This window comes from Agrobacterium leguminum (assembly GCF_015704895.1).
GTDB lineage: Bacteria > Pseudomonadota > Alphaproteobacteria > Rhizobiales > Rhizobiaceae > Agrobacterium > Agrobacterium leguminum.
In genome coordinates this window covers 95,816-111,125 of the sequence record NZ_JADQWB010000013.1, presented here as the reverse complement: position 1 = coordinate 111,125, position 15,310 = coordinate 95,816, and the positions used below count along the sequence as shown (strand labels likewise).

Annotated in this window: 14 protein-coding genes; 2 read left to right on the top strand and 12 right to left on the bottom strand. The window is 61.8% G+C overall.

All coding sequences use genetic code 11. The features are described 5' to 3' along the window. Positions 1–36 precede the first annotated feature (36 nt). Together I3J13_RS18410 and I3J13_RS18405 are read right to left on the bottom strand one after the other, a co-directional pair. Positions 37–1,092: a dipeptidase gene (locus I3J13_RS18410; protein WP_196379712.1), complete on the bottom strand. Its 1,056-nt coding sequence runs from the start codon at positions 1,090–1,092 to the stop codon at positions 37–39. A gap of 207 nt (positions 1,093–1,299) precedes the next feature. Next, positions 1,300–2,007 (bottom strand): phosphoribosyltransferase, encoded by a 708-nt coding sequence (locus I3J13_RS18405; RefSeq protein ID WP_196379711.1) that lies wholly within the window; start codon positions 2,005–2,007, stop codon positions 1,300–1,302. A 312-nt stretch (positions 2,008–2,319) separates the two neighbouring features. Between I3J13_RS18405 and I3J13_RS18400 the strand changes: the two genes are divergently transcribed. Next, positions 2,320–3,492, top strand: coding sequence for a M20 aminoacylase family protein (locus tag I3J13_RS18400; RefSeq protein WP_059761247.1), 1,173 nt, complete (start codon positions 2,320–2,322; stop codon positions 3,490–3,492). 11 nt (positions 3,493–3,503) lie between these two features. Here I3J13_RS18400 and I3J13_RS18395 read toward each other — a convergent pair whose 3' ends face one another. After that, positions 3,504–4,751, bottom strand: coding sequence for an MFS transporter (locus I3J13_RS18395; protein WP_196379710.1), 1,248 nt, complete (start codon positions 4,749–4,751; stop codon positions 3,504–3,506). A 92-nt stretch (positions 4,752–4,843) separates the two neighbouring features. On the opposite strand from I3J13_RS18395, the gene I3J13_RS18390 reads away from it, so the two are divergent. Next, complete coding sequence (locus tag I3J13_RS18390) at positions 4,844–5,767, top strand: LysR family transcriptional regulator (RefSeq protein ID WP_196379709.1); 924 nt, start codon at positions 4,844–4,846, stop codon at positions 5,765–5,767. Positions 5,768–5,794: 27 nt separating this feature from the next. On the opposite strand, the gene I3J13_RS18385 is transcribed toward I3J13_RS18390, so the two are convergent. The 9 genes from I3J13_RS18385 to I3J13_RS18345 form a co-directional block, all read right to left on the bottom strand. Next, complete coding sequence (locus I3J13_RS18385; protein WP_196379708.1) at positions 5,795–7,588, bottom strand: adenine deaminase; 1,794 nt, start codon at positions 7,586–7,588, stop codon at positions 5,795–5,797. Next, positions 7,585–8,505 carry a nucleoside hydrolase gene (locus I3J13_RS18380; RefSeq protein WP_196379707.1) on the bottom strand — a complete coding sequence of 307 codons (921 nt, stop codon included), beginning with the start codon at positions 8,503–8,505 and terminating at the stop codon, positions 7,585–7,587. Before I3J13_RS18380 ends, I3J13_RS18385 begins: the two co-directional genes overlap by 4 nt. A gap of 2 nt (positions 8,506–8,507) precedes the next feature. Beyond that, positions 8,508–9,533 (bottom strand): ABC transporter ATP-binding protein, encoded by a 1,026-nt coding sequence (locus tag I3J13_RS18375; RefSeq protein ID WP_196379706.1) that lies wholly within the window; start codon positions 9,531–9,533, stop codon positions 8,508–8,510. Then, on the bottom strand, positions 9,526–10,305 hold the full coding sequence (locus tag I3J13_RS18370; RefSeq protein ID WP_065655279.1) for an ABC transporter permease: 780 nt from the start codon (positions 10,303–10,305) through the stop codon (positions 9,526–9,528). The genes I3J13_RS18375 and I3J13_RS18370 overlap by 8 nt, the downstream gene beginning before the upstream one ends. Next, positions 10,302–11,129 (bottom strand): ABC transporter permease, encoded by an 828-nt coding sequence (locus I3J13_RS18365; protein WP_196379705.1) that lies wholly within the window; start codon positions 11,127–11,129, stop codon positions 10,302–10,304. The genes I3J13_RS18370 and I3J13_RS18365 overlap by 4 nt, the downstream gene beginning before the upstream one ends. 165 nt (positions 11,130–11,294) lie before the next feature. Continuing rightward, positions 11,295–12,317 (bottom strand): ABC transporter substrate-binding protein, encoded by a 1,023-nt coding sequence (locus I3J13_RS18360; RefSeq protein ID WP_003520909.1) that lies wholly within the window; start codon positions 12,315–12,317, stop codon positions 11,295–11,297. Continuing rightward, positions 12,314–13,375 carry a LacI family DNA-binding transcriptional regulator gene (locus I3J13_RS18355; protein ID WP_080853609.1) on the bottom strand — a complete coding sequence of 354 codons (1,062 nt, stop codon included), beginning with the start codon at positions 13,373–13,375 and terminating at the stop codon, positions 12,314–12,316. The genes I3J13_RS18360 and I3J13_RS18355 overlap by 4 nt, the downstream gene beginning before the upstream one ends. A gap of 148 nt (positions 13,376–13,523) precedes the next feature. After that, a complete protein-coding gene (locus I3J13_RS18350; RefSeq protein WP_196379704.1) occupies positions 13,524–14,156 on the bottom strand; it encodes a VOC family protein in 633 nt (210 codons plus the stop codon). A 98-nt stretch (positions 14,157–14,254) separates the two neighbouring features. Next, the gene (locus I3J13_RS18345) at positions 14,255–15,178 is read right to left on the bottom strand and encodes a LysR family transcriptional regulator (protein WP_174058699.1); all 924 of its coding nucleotides are present in this window, start codon (positions 15,176–15,178) and stop codon (positions 14,255–14,257) included. Positions 15,179–15,310 lie beyond the last annotated feature (132 nt).

The following is a 15,310-nucleotide window of genomic DNA, read 5'->3' as shown; positions in this document are numbered from 1 at the left end:
TTGTTATAAGCTTGATTTGGTTCGCTTCAGCTCTTCTCAGGCCGCCTCGTGCCAGGCCTCAGACAAAACACGCAGCCAGTTTTCCCGGCATATTTTAGCAAGTTCTCCATCACCGTAGCCCGCCGATTTCAGCGCCGCAACCAGATTGTGATTGCCGCTCGCATCGGCAACGCCGACGGGTATCGTCGCGCCGTCGAAGTCCGATCCCAGTGCCACGCAATCGATGCCCATGCGCTCCACCATGTAATCGATATGGCGCACCATGTCGGAAAGCGGCGTATCGGCAATGTCGCGCGCATCCGCGCGCAGCATGGTAACAGCGTAATTGAGACCCACCAGCCCGCCGCTTTCCTTGATGGCATCCATCTGCCTGTCGGTGAGATTACGGGCCACGGGGGTAAGCGCATGCGCATTGGAATGGCTGGCGATCAGCGGCTGGTTGGTGGTCTTCGCCACATCCCAGAAGCCTTTTTCGGTGATATGCGCGAGGTCGATGAGAATGCCGAGCCTGTTGCATTCCTTAACCAGCGCAAAACCGGCGTCGGTGAGACCGGGCGCCGTATCGGGAGACATGGGATAAGAGAACGGAACGCCATGGCCGAAGATATTGTGCCGGCTCCAGACCGGGCCGAGCGAGCGCAGGCCGGCGGCATAAAACACCTCCAGCGCGTCGAGATCGGCCCCAATCGCCTCGCAGCCTTCCATATGCAGCACGGCGGCGAAAATATCCTCGGCGAAGGCCTTGCGGATATCGGCCGTGGAGCGGCAAAGCCGCCACGCGCCGGCGCGGTCGAGCCTCAGCGCAATCGCCGCCTTTTCCATGGCGATATCGAGCGAAGGCTGGCGCTCCAGTGGGGCGGCGAGCGGCGTGTTGTAATGGCCGCTTTCATCCGGTTCCTGAAGAATGAGATCGCCGGAGGGAATATAGATCGCGCAGATGCCGCCGCCGAGACCGCCTGCCCTCGCACGCGGTCCGTCTATGTGGCCTTCCCGTGTGCCATTCCTGAATTCGGCCACCGGATCGGCACCGGCCTTGCTGTTGCGCCACAACCGAAGCAGCACATCATTATGACCGTCGAACACTGCGTGCATGGGAAGAAATTCCAGTCATCGGAAAGAACAAAACGGGGGCGGGCAGACGCCGGGATGACACCGCGTGAAAGCAAACCGGCGCATTGTTCGCCGACCGCTATTGTCTGTCGGAGGCGATCTTAGGACGATCTCTTCGAGCTTCGCAAGACACAAATTAGGCAGCGGTGAAATTATCACCACTTGCCTTTTGCCGGAATTTGCGCTTCGTCAGGCGCGCCAGCCGCCTTCCGCTTTCGTGAGCAGCGGCGTTGAAAAAACACCCCTCACCCGCTCCGGCCACTCCGGCCCGAAAGCGGCGATTTTTTCCCGCCAGCGATCCGATTGCAGCATGGCCGCGCCGATGACGGCGGGCCGGATGCCGGAGGCGCCGAGAAGCGAAAGACCCGCTATGATGGAGCTGCCGCTGGAGATCACATCATCCACCAGCGCCACCCGCCGGTTCTCGATGAGCGGCAGCATGCGCGGATCGATATAGAGCCGTTTTTCCTGCCTTGTGGTGATGGAGGACATCGGCACCGACAGTTCCTCCAGATACCAGAATTTGCGCGAGGTGCCGAGCGGCACGTAACGGGAATGGCCGAGATGCCGGGCAACGGCGGCGGCGAGCGTCAGCCCCAGCGTCGGCAGGCCGATGACGACATCGGGCTTGAAGGGAAGAAGCTGTGCGGCAAGGTCGGCCGCCAGGGCCTCGAGCACCTCAAAAGAGGCCTGATTGACGATAAGCGAGGCGAGCGCATGTTCGCCATCCGCCAGCGGCCTTATCGGCAGACATATCTGCCTTCCGTCATCCAGCGCCGCCGGAAAGAAGGCGGAATGCGGGCCTGCCGTTTCGAAGCTGCGGCGCGGATGGATCTCCTGCCAGAACTCATGCGGCGCGGCGGGAGAATGGGCGGCAGGCGATGCGGATGACGGCATCGGTTTTTTCCTTTCAGAACCGGGATGGCGCAAGGCGGAGGCGGTTTTCGGCCACGCCAATCCCGTTCGGCAGATTAGTCATTTTAGCAACCACAGAGACACTGCGGGTTCATTTCATTGGCTTTTTCCGCTAGGGTATTTCCGTTTTTCTCCGAAACACGGAAATACCCTAGCTCTTTGTTGTACGCATTTCCGAACGCAAAACCGCTACACACTTTTGCTGGAAATGCTCTAGAAGAGAAAAAAGCAACAGGCATTCGGATGAACCCACCTATGACGCGGGTTTTTCCTATATTCAAGGACAAGCTGCCCATGAGACTGCTGGACCGCATCGGCGAGGACCTGCCATTCCTGACGGAGCTTCGCCACGACCTGCACGCGCATCCCGAACTGGGCTTCGAAGAGGAAAGAACCAGCGCCATCGTCGCCGATCTTCTCGAGCGTGCCGGGCTGAAGGTGCATCGCGGTCTCGGCGGCACCGGCGTGGTCGCCACGCTGCAGGTGGGCAACGGCACCCGCAGCATCGGCCTGCGTGCCGACATGGATGCGCTTGCCATGCCGGAAGTGCCCGACCGGCCCTATAAATCGAAATTTCCCGGCAAGATGCATGCCTGCGGCCATGACGGCCACACCGCCATGCTGCTGGGTGCTGCACGTTACCTCGCAAAGACCCGCGATTTTTCCGGCACCGTGCATTTCATTTTCCAGCCCGCCGAAGAAGGCCGTGGCGGCGCGAAAAAAATGGTGGAGGACGGGCTTTTCACCCTGTTTCCCTGCGATGCGGTCTATGGCCTGCATAATATGCCGGGGCTCGGCATCGACGAAATGGCGGTGGTGGAAGGCCCGCAGCTCGCCTCTTCCGACAGCTGGCGCGTCACGTTCAAAGGCATCGGCACCCACGGCGCCAAGCCGCATCTCGGCCGCGATCCGGTGACGGCGGCGGGCACCTTCCTCGCTTCGCTGCAAACCATCGTCGGCCGCGTTGTCGATCCGCTGCAACCCGCCGTGGTCAGCGCCTGTTCGGTGCAGGCGGGCGACCCGAAGGCGCTCAACGTCATTCCCGATCTCGTCGAAATCGGCGGCACGGCGCGCGCTTATGCGGCTGACGTGCGCGACCAGCTCGAAGCGGAAATCGGCAGGCTGGCGAAGGGCACGGCGGCGATGTTCGGCATCGAGGCGCATTACGAGTTCATCCGCCGGATTCCACCCGTCATCAACGAGGCGGATGCCACGAAACGGGCGCTGCGCGCCGCAAGAACCGTCTTCGGCAACAGGACCCGCAACGCCTTCCCACCCTCGACCGCCGGCGACGATTTCGCCTTCTTCGCGGGCGAAGCGCCCGGCTGCTATGTCTGGCTGGGCAACGGCCCGGCGGTGGATGGCGCGCTGCACCACAACACCTCCTACGACTTCAACGATGCGGCCATCGTGCCGGGCGTGGCGTTCTGGGCGACGCTGGTGGAGCAGGAACTGGCGGCGGAGTGACGGCGACGCCCTCAGACGATCCGGGCACCTGAGCGAGCGAGGCTGGCTAAAATTCCGGCAAGCGCGCAGCCGGCGGTAATCGCCATGATGCCGGGCCAGCCGGCATGGATCCAGAACCAGCCGCCGACCCAGCCGGTAATGCTCGCTCCGCAATAATAAAACAGCAGATAAAGCGCGGAAGCATGGCTTTTGGCGGCGCCCGCATTCGCGCCCACTCCGCTGCTGGCAGCCGAATGCCCGATGAAAAATCCGATGGTTATCGCCGCAATTCCCGCCACGATGAGGATGATGCTCGAGGCGAATGTGAGCAGGATACCGGCAAGAATGGTGGAAAAGGCAACCACCAGCATGATCCGCCGGCTGAACCTGTCGACCAGCGCGCCGCCATAGGAGGACGCGACGATACCCAGGGCGAAGGTCAGGAAAATCATGCTGACGGCCGTGCGGCCCAATTCGTAAGGCGGTGCGACGAGGCGAAAGGCGCAATAGTTGAAAACGGTGGTGAACACGCTCGTCAGCATCGCGCCCAGGAAATAGAACCGCCGAAGTTCCGGGTTTCCAAGATGTTGCGCCCATATTCTCAGATGATTTTTAAGCGGCATGTGCTGCGGCCGGAAATTCCGCGAGGGCGGAAGCAGCAGCAGGAAGCCGATGGCCGCGAGGATGCAGACCGCCCCCAGCGCATACATTGCCACCTGCCAGGAGGTATAGGCGGACACCAGCCCCATGCCGACACGCCCCGCCATGGAGCCGAAGGCCGTGCCGCCGACATAAAGCCCCATCGCCTTGCCGAGGCTGGAAGGTTCGATCTCCTCGGCAAGATAGGCCATGGCGACGGCCGGAACGCCGCCGAGCACGAAGCCTTCCAGCGCGCGAGCGGCAAGCAGCCATGCCCAGCCTTGCGTACTTGCTGCAATGATATTGGCGATGGCGGCCAGCATCATCGAAACAAACATCAGATTTCGACGGGTGAAGAGCTGGGCAAAGGCACCGCTGAGAAGAATGGCGAAGGCGAGCGTTCCGGTCGTCAGCGACAAAGCAAGCGATGCGGTTGCAGGGTTGATGCCGAATTCCGCCGGAAATTCCGGCAAGAGCGGCTGTACGCAATAGATCAGCGAAAAGCTGGCGAAGCCCGCGAGGAAAAGCGCCCAGCTCGCCCGGCGAAACTGGCGGCTTCCCTGCCGTATCCAGAGCACATCCGGCGGCTCCTCCATCATGACGATCGGCGGGGTGAAATCCTGTTTTTTGAGCTGGCGCATCGGGTTTGTCCTTTTCGCTCCCAGCTATAGCGCAGCTCCGTCTTTCATTCTAATATATGGAAGGCGTTCCCATCATATCTGGATCTAATATCATGGAACTCAGGCACATCCGCTATTTTCTGGCCATCGCCAATGAAGGCAGTTTTACACGGGCGGCAGAACATCTGGGAATCGCGCAGCCGCCGCTCAGCCAGCAGATAAAGGTTCTGGAACAGGAAATCGGCGTGCGGCTGTTCCGGCGTCTCGCGCATGGCGCGGAACTGACACCGGCGGGCCATGCCTTTCGTGCAGCGGTGACCCATATTCCGCATCAGGTGGGCGAAGGTGTCCGGCTCGCACGCAGGGCGGCGGCCGGCGAAACCGGCATTCTGAGAATAGGCGTTACCGGCACGGCGGCGCTCAACCCTCTGGTTCCGGCCTGCATCCGCACCTACAGACGCCAATATCCCGACGTGGAACTTCAGGTGATGGAGGCTGCTGCCCTGGCGTTGACGCCGGCCCTGCTCGAAGATCGGCTGGACGTGGCGCTTTTGCGCCCTTCTCAATCCGATCCCGATACATTGCTCGAGGAAGTGCTCACCGACGAACCGCTTCTGGTCGCCCTGCCGGCATCCCATCCGCTCGCGCGGCGCGGCACCGCCATAGACCTGATGGAATTGCGCGACGACCCTTTCATTCTGACGCCACGCAACGTCGGCACCAGCCTTCACGATGCATCGATAAAAGCCTGCCAGGAGGCCGGTTTCACGCCGCGCCTCGGGCCGGCGGCGCCGCAAATCGCCTCGATATTGTCGCTGGTCGCGGCCGAACTCGGGGTTTCCCTCCTTCCGGAATCCGTCGCGCAGGTCAAAATGCAGAACATCGTCCTATTACCCTCCAGCGGCCCGCCGCCGCAGCTTTCCATATCGCTCGCCTATCGGCGCGGAACGACATCGCCGGTGGTGAAGAATTTCGTGTTGGCGGCGCGCATTGCCGCGCGCGAAACACAGACGCCTGATGCGCCCACCGTCGAATAAACCGCAGCCCGCAGATGCGGGCCGCCGCTATTCGAGAACGGCAATCACCGGGCTTTCCATCACCCTGCCCGTCAACACATCGGCAATGCCCATATCTGTCTGGTGCGGGCCGATATTGCAGGCGAGCGTGGCGCCGAAGCAGGCCTTGAAGACGAGATAGGGCGGCTGCCATTCCACCACCCTGCCGACGGCTTCGCGCAATTCTTCGAAAGCCTTTGCCACGTCTTCAAGCGGGGCATCGGAAACGAGGCCGGAAAGCGGCAACGGGAGAAGTGCGGTCACCTTGCCCTCTGAGGCAACGGCCATGCCGCCGCCCGCTTTTATCACCGCATTAGCGGCCAGCGCCATGTCCTCGGCATTGCCACCAAAAACGGTGAGGTTGTGGCTGTCATGCGAGACGGTGGTGGCGAAGGCGCCGTTCCAGTTTCCCCAGCCGGTGAGAAAGCCGGTTCTGGTGATCGGCTCGGCCATGCCGTGGCGATGGGTGACGGAAATCATCGTCGCACCTTCGGGCGGAACGACGAAACCGTCCTTCCCATCGGCTTCCGCCTCGCCCCATTGCGTGAAGCGCGGGCGGTCGATGGTGGCGAGGCGCACCTTCGCGCCTTCGCAGGCAACCCGAAAATCATCGGCTGCGCGCAGCGGCAGTTTCATCGAGCCTTCGAGCGCCGCCGCATCGCAGGCCGGAATGTCGACGAGCATATGCCCGCCTTCCGCAACCGCCCTGCCCGAGGCCAGAACGTGGCGGGCGGCAAAACCGCTCAGATCCTCAAAGACGACGATATCGGCGCGGCGGCCGGCGGCGATGAGGCCGAGATCGGCACGGCCGAGCCTTTGCGCGGCATTGAGCGTTGCGGCGCGCAGCGCCCATTCGGGCTTCAGGCCATAACGGACAAGACGGCGCACCACATCGTCAAGCCCACCGCCCTGCAGCAGATCGTCAGGGAAGACGTCGTCGGTACAGAGCGTCACCGTCTGCGGCAGGTGGCCGAGCGTATTCAGAGCTTCCACGAATTCAGGCAGCAGGTGATCGTGCGAGCCGCGCAGCTCGATGGTCATTCCTGCCCGCAGTTTCGTCATCAGGTCTTCGCCCGAGACCAGCTCGTGATCGGAAGAAACGCCCGCCGCCATGAAGGCATTGAGATCAGCGCCCTTCAGGCCGCGTGCATGGCCGCAGACCAGCTTTTCCGAGGCAAGCCCGGCCTGCACGATACCGCTCATGCGCGGATCGCGCTCGATGACGCCGCGCATGTTCATGATTTCCGCAACACCGCCGACCTGCGGCCAGGAGAGGATATCAGCGAGAATTCCGGCGTCGAAATCTGCGCCGCCGCGCTCCAGCCCCGGTGCTGACGGCACTGACGACGGTGCAAGCAGAATGGCGCGCAGCGGCAAGTTTTCGATGGATTTCGCCGCCCAGCGCACCCCTTCCACACCGTGCACATTGCCGAATTCATGCGGGTCCCAGACGATGGTGGTAACGCCACGGGCGACCACGGCCGCCGCATAGACGGCCGGTGTAACCATCGAGCTTTCAATATGCATATGCGTGTCGATGAGACCGGGTGAGATATAGGCGCCTGCCGCATCGATGATCCGTGCAGCGTCGCTCCGGCTTGCCCGCTCGTGCACGCTGGCGATCAGAGCGCCGACGATGCCGATATCGGCGGCGCGAAGCTCTCCCGTCACCACATCCACCAATGTTCCGCCGGTGATGAGAACATCGAAAGGCGCATCGCCGCGTGCGGCGGCGACCGCGCGGCTGCGCAGCGCATCATCGGTGAGATCGGCAGGCTCGCGTGTCGAAGAGTTCACGTTCATCGGGCGGCCTCCCGGCGCAGCGCCTCGAGAATCGCCGTCTTCGCACCTTCGGCATCCACCGTTTCGGCGAAATGCGCGTTGAAGGCTTTCGCTTTCTGAGCGCGCGTCTCGACCACGGTTCGCCCACGCGTCAGCGTCGCCTGAAGCTCGACATCAATCCGCGCATGACGCCACCCGATGAGACCGGAGGCGAATGCGACGCCGGCCACGGGATCGTAAAGCGCCATGGCGGCTCTGCCACGGCTGGTGGCGATGCCGATAAACCCTTCCAGCAGATCGGCGATCAGCCCGGCATTCCTGCCGCCGGCATTGCGGATCGGCAGCACATCGGCCGGCGACGCGGTGACTTTGCGGCAGGCGTCCAGATCGACCATGCGCAACGGCAGGCCGTGGGAGAGCACGATCGCCAGCGCTTCCGGATCGGCAAAGGCGTTGAATTCGGCCGAGGCTGTGTGGTTGCCGCTGGTCACGCCGCCACCCATCCAGGTGAGATCGGAAATTTTTGCGGCAAGATCGGGCCGGGCAAGGCACAGAGCGGCGATATTGGTGAGCGGTCCGAGTGCGAGAAGGCGCTTTTCGCCTTCCCCCTCCAGCCAGCCGCAGAGCGCGGCAAAGGCATCGCTGTTCGGCACGGCAGGCGCATCCGGCAGGCTTTGGCCGACGGTCGGAATGCCGTTATCGCCCAGAATGCATTGCGCGGTTTCGAGCGCGCCCAGCACCGGCATGGCGCGGCCCCGATGGATCGGCATCGACCAGCCGAAGGCTGAGACGGCGCCTGCAGCGTTGCGGCAGACCGCCAGAAGCGTCGTGTTGCCGAAGACCAGCGAAATGCCGTCGATGGCAAGGCCCGACGATTGCACCACCATGATGGCGGCGATGTCGTCAAAGCCCATATCGGTATCGATCCATACACCCATGGTCAGTTGAACACCTTGAGGCTTGCCGCCTTTTCGACCGGCAGGTCGAAGGCGAGCGTATCGCCGATTGCGTGGGAGGTCAGGGCGGCGTCCGTTTCCGCCTTGATGGGGCCGAGCGGCGTATCGAGCAGATATTCGCGGCTGTTGCCGGCAAAGGAGGTGCCGCGCACGGTTCCCTGGAAAGGACCTGAACCGAGGGTGACCATGCGCGGCCGCCAGGCCAGTCCGGATGCTGAAAGGACTGGTCCGGGAAGCGGTGTTGTGCCGTTTGCGGTTTTCAACGCGCCGCCTTCCAGCGCGAAGATGTTTTCGAAGCCGACGAAATCCGCCACGAAGGACGAAACCGGCGCGTTGTAGATATCTTCCGGCGTGCCGATCTGCTCAATCTTGCCGCCCTTCATGACGACAATGCGGTCGGCGAGCGCCAAAGCCTCGATCTGGTCATGGGTGACGAAGATCATCGTCACGCCGGTTTCCTTCTGCACGCGCTGCAATTCGGTGCGCATTTCAAGCCTGAGGCGGGCATCGAGGTTGGAGAGCGGCTCATCGAGCAAAAGCACCTTCGGTTCCATGACCATGGAGCGCGCCAGCGCCACGCGCTGCTGCTGGCCGCCGGAAAGCTCCGCAGGCTTTCGCGAGGCGAAGCTGGACAAGCCCACCGATTTCAGGCCGGAGGCGACCTTGTCTTCCAGCGCCTTGCCGCTCATGCCCTTGAGCTTCAGGCCGAAGGCGACGTTTTCGTAAACCGTCAGATGCGGGAAGAGCGCATAGGACTGGAACACCAGACCCACGGCGCGCTTGTTCGCGGCCACCCGGGTAATGTCTGCCCCATCGAGATCGATGCGCCCGCCCGCCACCGGCATCAGCCCGGCAATGGCGCGCATCGTCGTGGTCTTGCCGCAGCCGGAAGGCCCCAGAAGCGCGAGCAGCTCGCCCTTGCGGATATTTAGATCGAGTTCCTTGACGGCAATGCTGTTGCCATAAGCGAGCGAGACTTTTTGGAGCGAAAGGTAATTTGCGTCAGACATAACGGGAGAACCCCAGAAAACGTTCGGCCATGAAGACGATGCCGATGGAAAGGAAGGCGAGCAGCGAAGAAAGGGCTGCAACGGAGGGATCGAAGACGATTTCCATGTAGCCCAGCATGTCGATGGGCAGCGTGCGAACGCCGGGGCCCGACAGGAACAGCGACACCGGCACCTGGTTGAAGCTCGTTACGAAACCGAGAATGAAGGCTGAGAGAATGCCGCCGCGAATATTCGGCAGCACGACGCGGAAAAACGCCCCGACCCGCGACGAGCCGAGCAGCACCGCCGCCTCCTCGATATCCGAGCGCAGATTGTTGAGGCTGGCCGACACCACCCGCACCGCATAGGGCAGGATGAGCGCGGTGTGGGCGAGAAACAAAGCAAGCGTGATGCCGATGCCGAAGGGCACGACGAAATAACGCAGCAGCGCGAGACCCACGATGATGCCGGGCACGATGATCGGCGCGGAAACGATGGTGCGCACCGTCTCGGCAAAAGGCAGCTTGTAGCGCGACATGGCGTAGGAGGCGGGAATGCCGAGGATGAGCGCCGCAAACGTGCCGCCGATGGCGAGGAACATCGACATCGCAAAGCTTTCGCGGAAGCTCTCAACGGTAAAGACCTTGGCGATCCATTTCAGCGAAAAGCCCTGCGGCGGAAAGGCGAGCGTATCGCCGGCCGAAAACGAGGCCGCGACGATGATGAGGAACGGCCCGATCAGGAAACCGACGACAAGCAGAAGCGTGAGCGGAATGAAGAGCTGCCGGGTCATTTCTTGTTCCTTGCGGTGGCGATGCGCTTCAAGAGGATATTGGCGGCAAAGCTCATGACGATCAGGATGAAGGCGATGACGCTGGCGGAGACGAAATTGTTGGAAACCGTCACCTGCTGGTAAAGCAGGGTTTCCAGCATCAGCACCTTCGAGCCGCCGAGAATGGCGGGCGTGATATAGGCCGTCAGCGAACCGGTGAAGACCAGCGTGCCGCCGACGACCAGCCCTTCCTTGGTGAGCGGCAGGATGACCTTCCAGAACACTTGAAACCAGCTTGCGCCGAGAACGCGGGCAGCCGCAATCGTATCCTTCGGCATATTCTCCAGCGCGCTGATGAGCGAGATGATCATCAATGGCAGGAACAATTGCAGAAGACCGATGAAGACGGCCGTTTCGGAAAACAGGATACGGATCGGCCCGTCGCTGAGGCCGACCGCCTGTAGTGCCTGATTGACGATGCCGGTTCGACCCAGAATGACGATCCAGGCATAGGTGCGGGCGACGGGCGAAATCATCAGCGGCAGCACGACCAGATTGACGACGTGCCCCTTCGCCCCCTGCGACAGGTTGACGATGGCGAAGGCCGCCGCATAACCCACCACCGCCGAGACGATGGTGACAAGCGCGCCGAGCTTCAGGGTGCGCAGGAAAACCGTCTGGTTCAGCGGATCGGTGAAGAAATCGGCGTAAGCCGACAATGTCCAGCCATCGGCGGTGCGGAAGCCCTCCGACAGCAGGATGAAGACCGGCACAAGAAAGACCGCCGCCGCGAAAATTGCGGCGGGCAAGGCAAGCGCCAGCGCTTCGGCCCGGTTCTGAAACATGGGTTTATTCCCTGAACGGCCTGAGGGCCGGTTGTTACGGCAGCCGGACGCACCGGCCTGCGAAATTGGAAGGTGGAAAAGCGGTCAGGGGACGACCGAACCGCTTTTCCGGGAATGGAGCCGCCCTGACGGACGTTCAGTGCCCCATTCCAAACGGTGAACGACTTACTGGCCGACCTTGGAGTTCCACTCTGACAGCCACTTGTCGCGGTTATCCAGCGTCACGTCGGAAGGAATGAGCTGAAGGCTTTTTGCGGTTTCGTCGCCATAGGTGATGTTGTTCGCCACCTCGTCGGAAACCTTGACTTCCCTGTTGGTCGGGCTGTCCACCAGCTTTTCGGCCAGCGCCTTCTGAACGTCGGTCGAGAGCCAGAAATCCATGAACTGCAACGCCAGATCTTCGTTCTTCGTGCCCTTCGGCACCACGAGCACGTTCATGCCGCCGGTCTGGCCTTCCTTGGGCGTTGCCCAGGCAAGCGGCAGGTCGAGCTTGGTGAAAGGCGCCCAGGAGAAGCGGCCGATGGGCGCTGCCCAGATTTCTTCCTGCTGCATCAACTGCACCAGCTGCGAGGATTTGACGTAGAAAGTGACGATATCGTCCTTCTTTTCGCCCACGGCCTCGATGGCGCCGGAAAGATCGGGCGTATCCTTGCCGATGGCCTTGCCGAGCATATAAAGCGCCGGCGGGCCCTGGTTGGTGGTGACATTCGGGAAGGCGACGTGGTCGACGATACCGTCCTTCAAAAGATCGGCCCAGCTGTCGATCTTCATCTTGTCGGTGCGGTAAACGATGGAGGTGGCGTAGAAATTGACGCCGACACTCATGCCGTCGCCATTCGGATCCTTGGCGATGTCATAGAGCTTTTCGATATTCGGAACCTTGGAAGCGTCGATCTTCTGGATCAGGTCCTTGCGGGTGGCCGACAGCGCATCCGCCATGGAAACGATGGCGAGATCGACCACCGGATTGGCCTTGTTGGCCTCCATCTTGGCCAGACGCTCGACGCTGTTGCCGGTCTCGACAACCAGCTTGCAGCCGCATTGCTTTTCGAACGGCGTATAGACCAGCTCCTTGAATTCGTCCTGCGCGAAGGCGTAGACGGAGATGGTCAGCGTCTTGTCCTGCGCCTGCGCGGCGCCCATCGTCAGCATCAGGGCGGCACCCGATGCAAGAATGATTTTTTTCATGGTGTGAGTTCTCCTGCTGTCGTTTTTTTGGCTTCAATCGCATCATGCTTTGCCTTGCCGGTGGAGCCGCGCATGATCAGCGCCATCGGTACTTTCGAGATATCCGCCGTCACATCGACGGCGACGCCGTTTTCGCCTGCGCCGTCGATTGCGCGCAGCAGCGCGCCGACGGCGAGATCGGCGATGCGGCCCATATCCATGCGCATGGTCGTCAAGGGCGGAGTGACCACGGCGGAAAAGATGAGATCGTCGAAGCCGGTGACACTGGCCTCTTCCGGCACTTCGATGCCCTCGCGCTGCAATTCGGTGAGCACGCGCAGCGCATGCAGATCGGATACGGCGGCAAAGGCGGTAAAACCTTCGGCAACCTTTTCTGCAAGACCAAGCCGGCAACCCGCACCGCCCGCCTGTTCAATGGCGTCCACCCAGAGCGTCTGCGTCACGCACGCCTTGCCAAGACCATCGCGAATGCCGCCAAGACGGTCGTTCTGCACGTTGGAATCGCGGTTCTTGCCCACCAGCACCACCTTGCGATGGCCAAGCCCGGCCAGATATTCGCCCACCTGCCGGCCGCCATCCCAATGGTCGGCGGCGACCGTGTTGCCGGGCGTCGAGGGGCTGTCGATCACCGCAACAGGGCAATCGACATCGGCGATACGCGTGCCGCGGCGGGGAACGATGACCATGCCATCCACACCGCGCTCGATCAGCCGGTTGATCGCATCCGTCTGCATGGCGATCTCGCCGCGCGAGTCGGCGATCAGCACGCCGTAACCGGCAGTGACGGCCGCCTTTTCGATGGCCTGCGCAATCTGCGGAAAGAGAGGATTGGCAATATCCGGCAGAACCAGCCCCAGAACACCGCTTCTGCCGGTGCGCAGCGCCCTGCCCGCCGAGCTCGGCACATAGCCCAGCTCGCTTGCCGTCTTGCGAATGCGCTCCACCAGCTCCGGCGAAACGCGGCCCTTGCCCGACAGCGCATTGGACACGGTTGCCGCCGACACGCCGAGTGCCGCTGCTATCGCGCTCAGATTGGTGGCAGGCCGTGAAGACGCCATAATGGTCCGAAAGGGCTGATTAAACGTTTAATCACGATAATCGAGCAAGGCCGCCCTGTCGAGTCTGGAGGCGACAAAAATCAGGACTATCCCCGGAAACGGGAAAGATTGTAGCCGGGCGCGCCAAGCGGCTACCGGCCGGATGAGATCATTGCTGCGGCCTGACCTGCGACATGATTGCCAAAATGCCACCATCCGGGTCTTTGAAAAAGGCCATCCACTCCTCGGTTCCATCGCCATGACGATGAATGAGATGCGGAGGACTTTTAAATTCGACGTTGCGTGACAACAGCCCTTCATAAGCGGCGCCGATATCATCCACCCTGAAATAGATGACCGCATTTGTCGGCCCTCGCCCATCGACCGAAAGGAAGAGGCGCGTGCCGCCACAATCGAAAAACGCCAGATCGCCGAATGTATAGAGATGGGTTAGCCCGAGCACATCCCGATACCATGCCTCGGCCGCAGGCAGATCGCTGACGGAACGGGAGATCTGGCCAATGGCGCCGAGCGCGATATTTTTATTCATCGGGTTCCCCTGTTTTCCCAAGGCGCTGTCGACCGGCACGGCGAACCAGCGCAGAAGCATTTTCCTGTTGTCGAGACCAAGCTTCCCGAGCGCATTGGCGATGTGAAACTTGACGGCATCGAGGCTGATGCCGCGGCGGCTAGCGATCTTTCGGTTCGTCATGCCGTGCTGGACGGCATGAACGGTCCGCCATTCGGCGGGCGTCAGAATATCCTCATGCGCAGGCCGGCCGCGCTTCCTTTTTGGTTTCATGACCGATTTCATAGCCCGGCTTGCCGCGATTTTCCCTCCCCCTGCCGGTATTTATCGCCGCGAGGGTCAGCATCCGTTAAACCGTCTCTGCCACGGCTTTATGAAAGGGGCGCATTGCGGGCGGCATGATAGGCCTCCACCTGCCGCACCAGCCAATCGCGAAACAGCACGACCGGCACGTGATTGGCGCGCGAAAGCGGCGCCACGGCATAATAGGAGCTGGGGCTTCTGGCCTGATGATCGAAGGCCTTTACCAGTTGCTTCGATTTCAGCTCGTTGTCGATCAGGAAAAGCGGCATCAGCGCCACGCCGAGCCCGGCGATGCAGGCCTGCGCCACGCTGGAAAACTGTTCGAAGCGCATGCCCTGCGGCAAGGCGAGCGACAGGCCGAGGCTTTCGAACCAGTGACCCCATGCGCCCGGCCGCGAGGCCATGTGCAGCAGCGGCAGGGCGGCGATATCCTCTCCCTTTTCCACGGGATGGGCGCTGAGGAATTGCGGGCTGCACACCGGCGCAACCATTTCATGCATCAGAAAGGTGCTTTCCGCCCCCGGCCAGTCGGCCTGACCGATATGGATCGCCATATCGAGCTGCTCGCGCTCAAAGTCGAATTGGCCGATACGGGTGGCGAAATTGATGGTGATTTCGGGGTGGTTCGCCACGAAATCCGGGATACGCGGCAGAAGCCAGCGGGTGCCGAAGGTGGGCAGCATGGCGAGGTTCAGGGTATTGCCATGCGTTTTGGTCATGATCTGCAGCGACGCGGAGCGTATCTCGCCAAGGGCGGAGGCAATCGATTTTGCATAGGCGCGACCCTCGGTCGTCAGCGCCACGCCGCGTGCACCGCGTTCGAACAGGCGCACACCAAGCTGTTCTTCCAGTGACATAACCTGCCGGCTGATCGCCCCCTGCGTCAGGGCAAGCTCATCGGCGGCCGCGGAAAAGCTGCCGAGCCGGGCCACGGAATCGAAGGCGGCGAGCGCACTGGTGGAGGGCAGGAGTTTGCGGCTGAGAGACGTCATGAGCCATTACTATATGTAATGCAAAAATGAGTAAACATGGCTTGTGCCGACTGGCCCGAATACCAATAATCCGGCCAGCAAATCCGGAGGCATCACGTGAGCGAACACGCAGCATTCAATTGGCAGGACCCT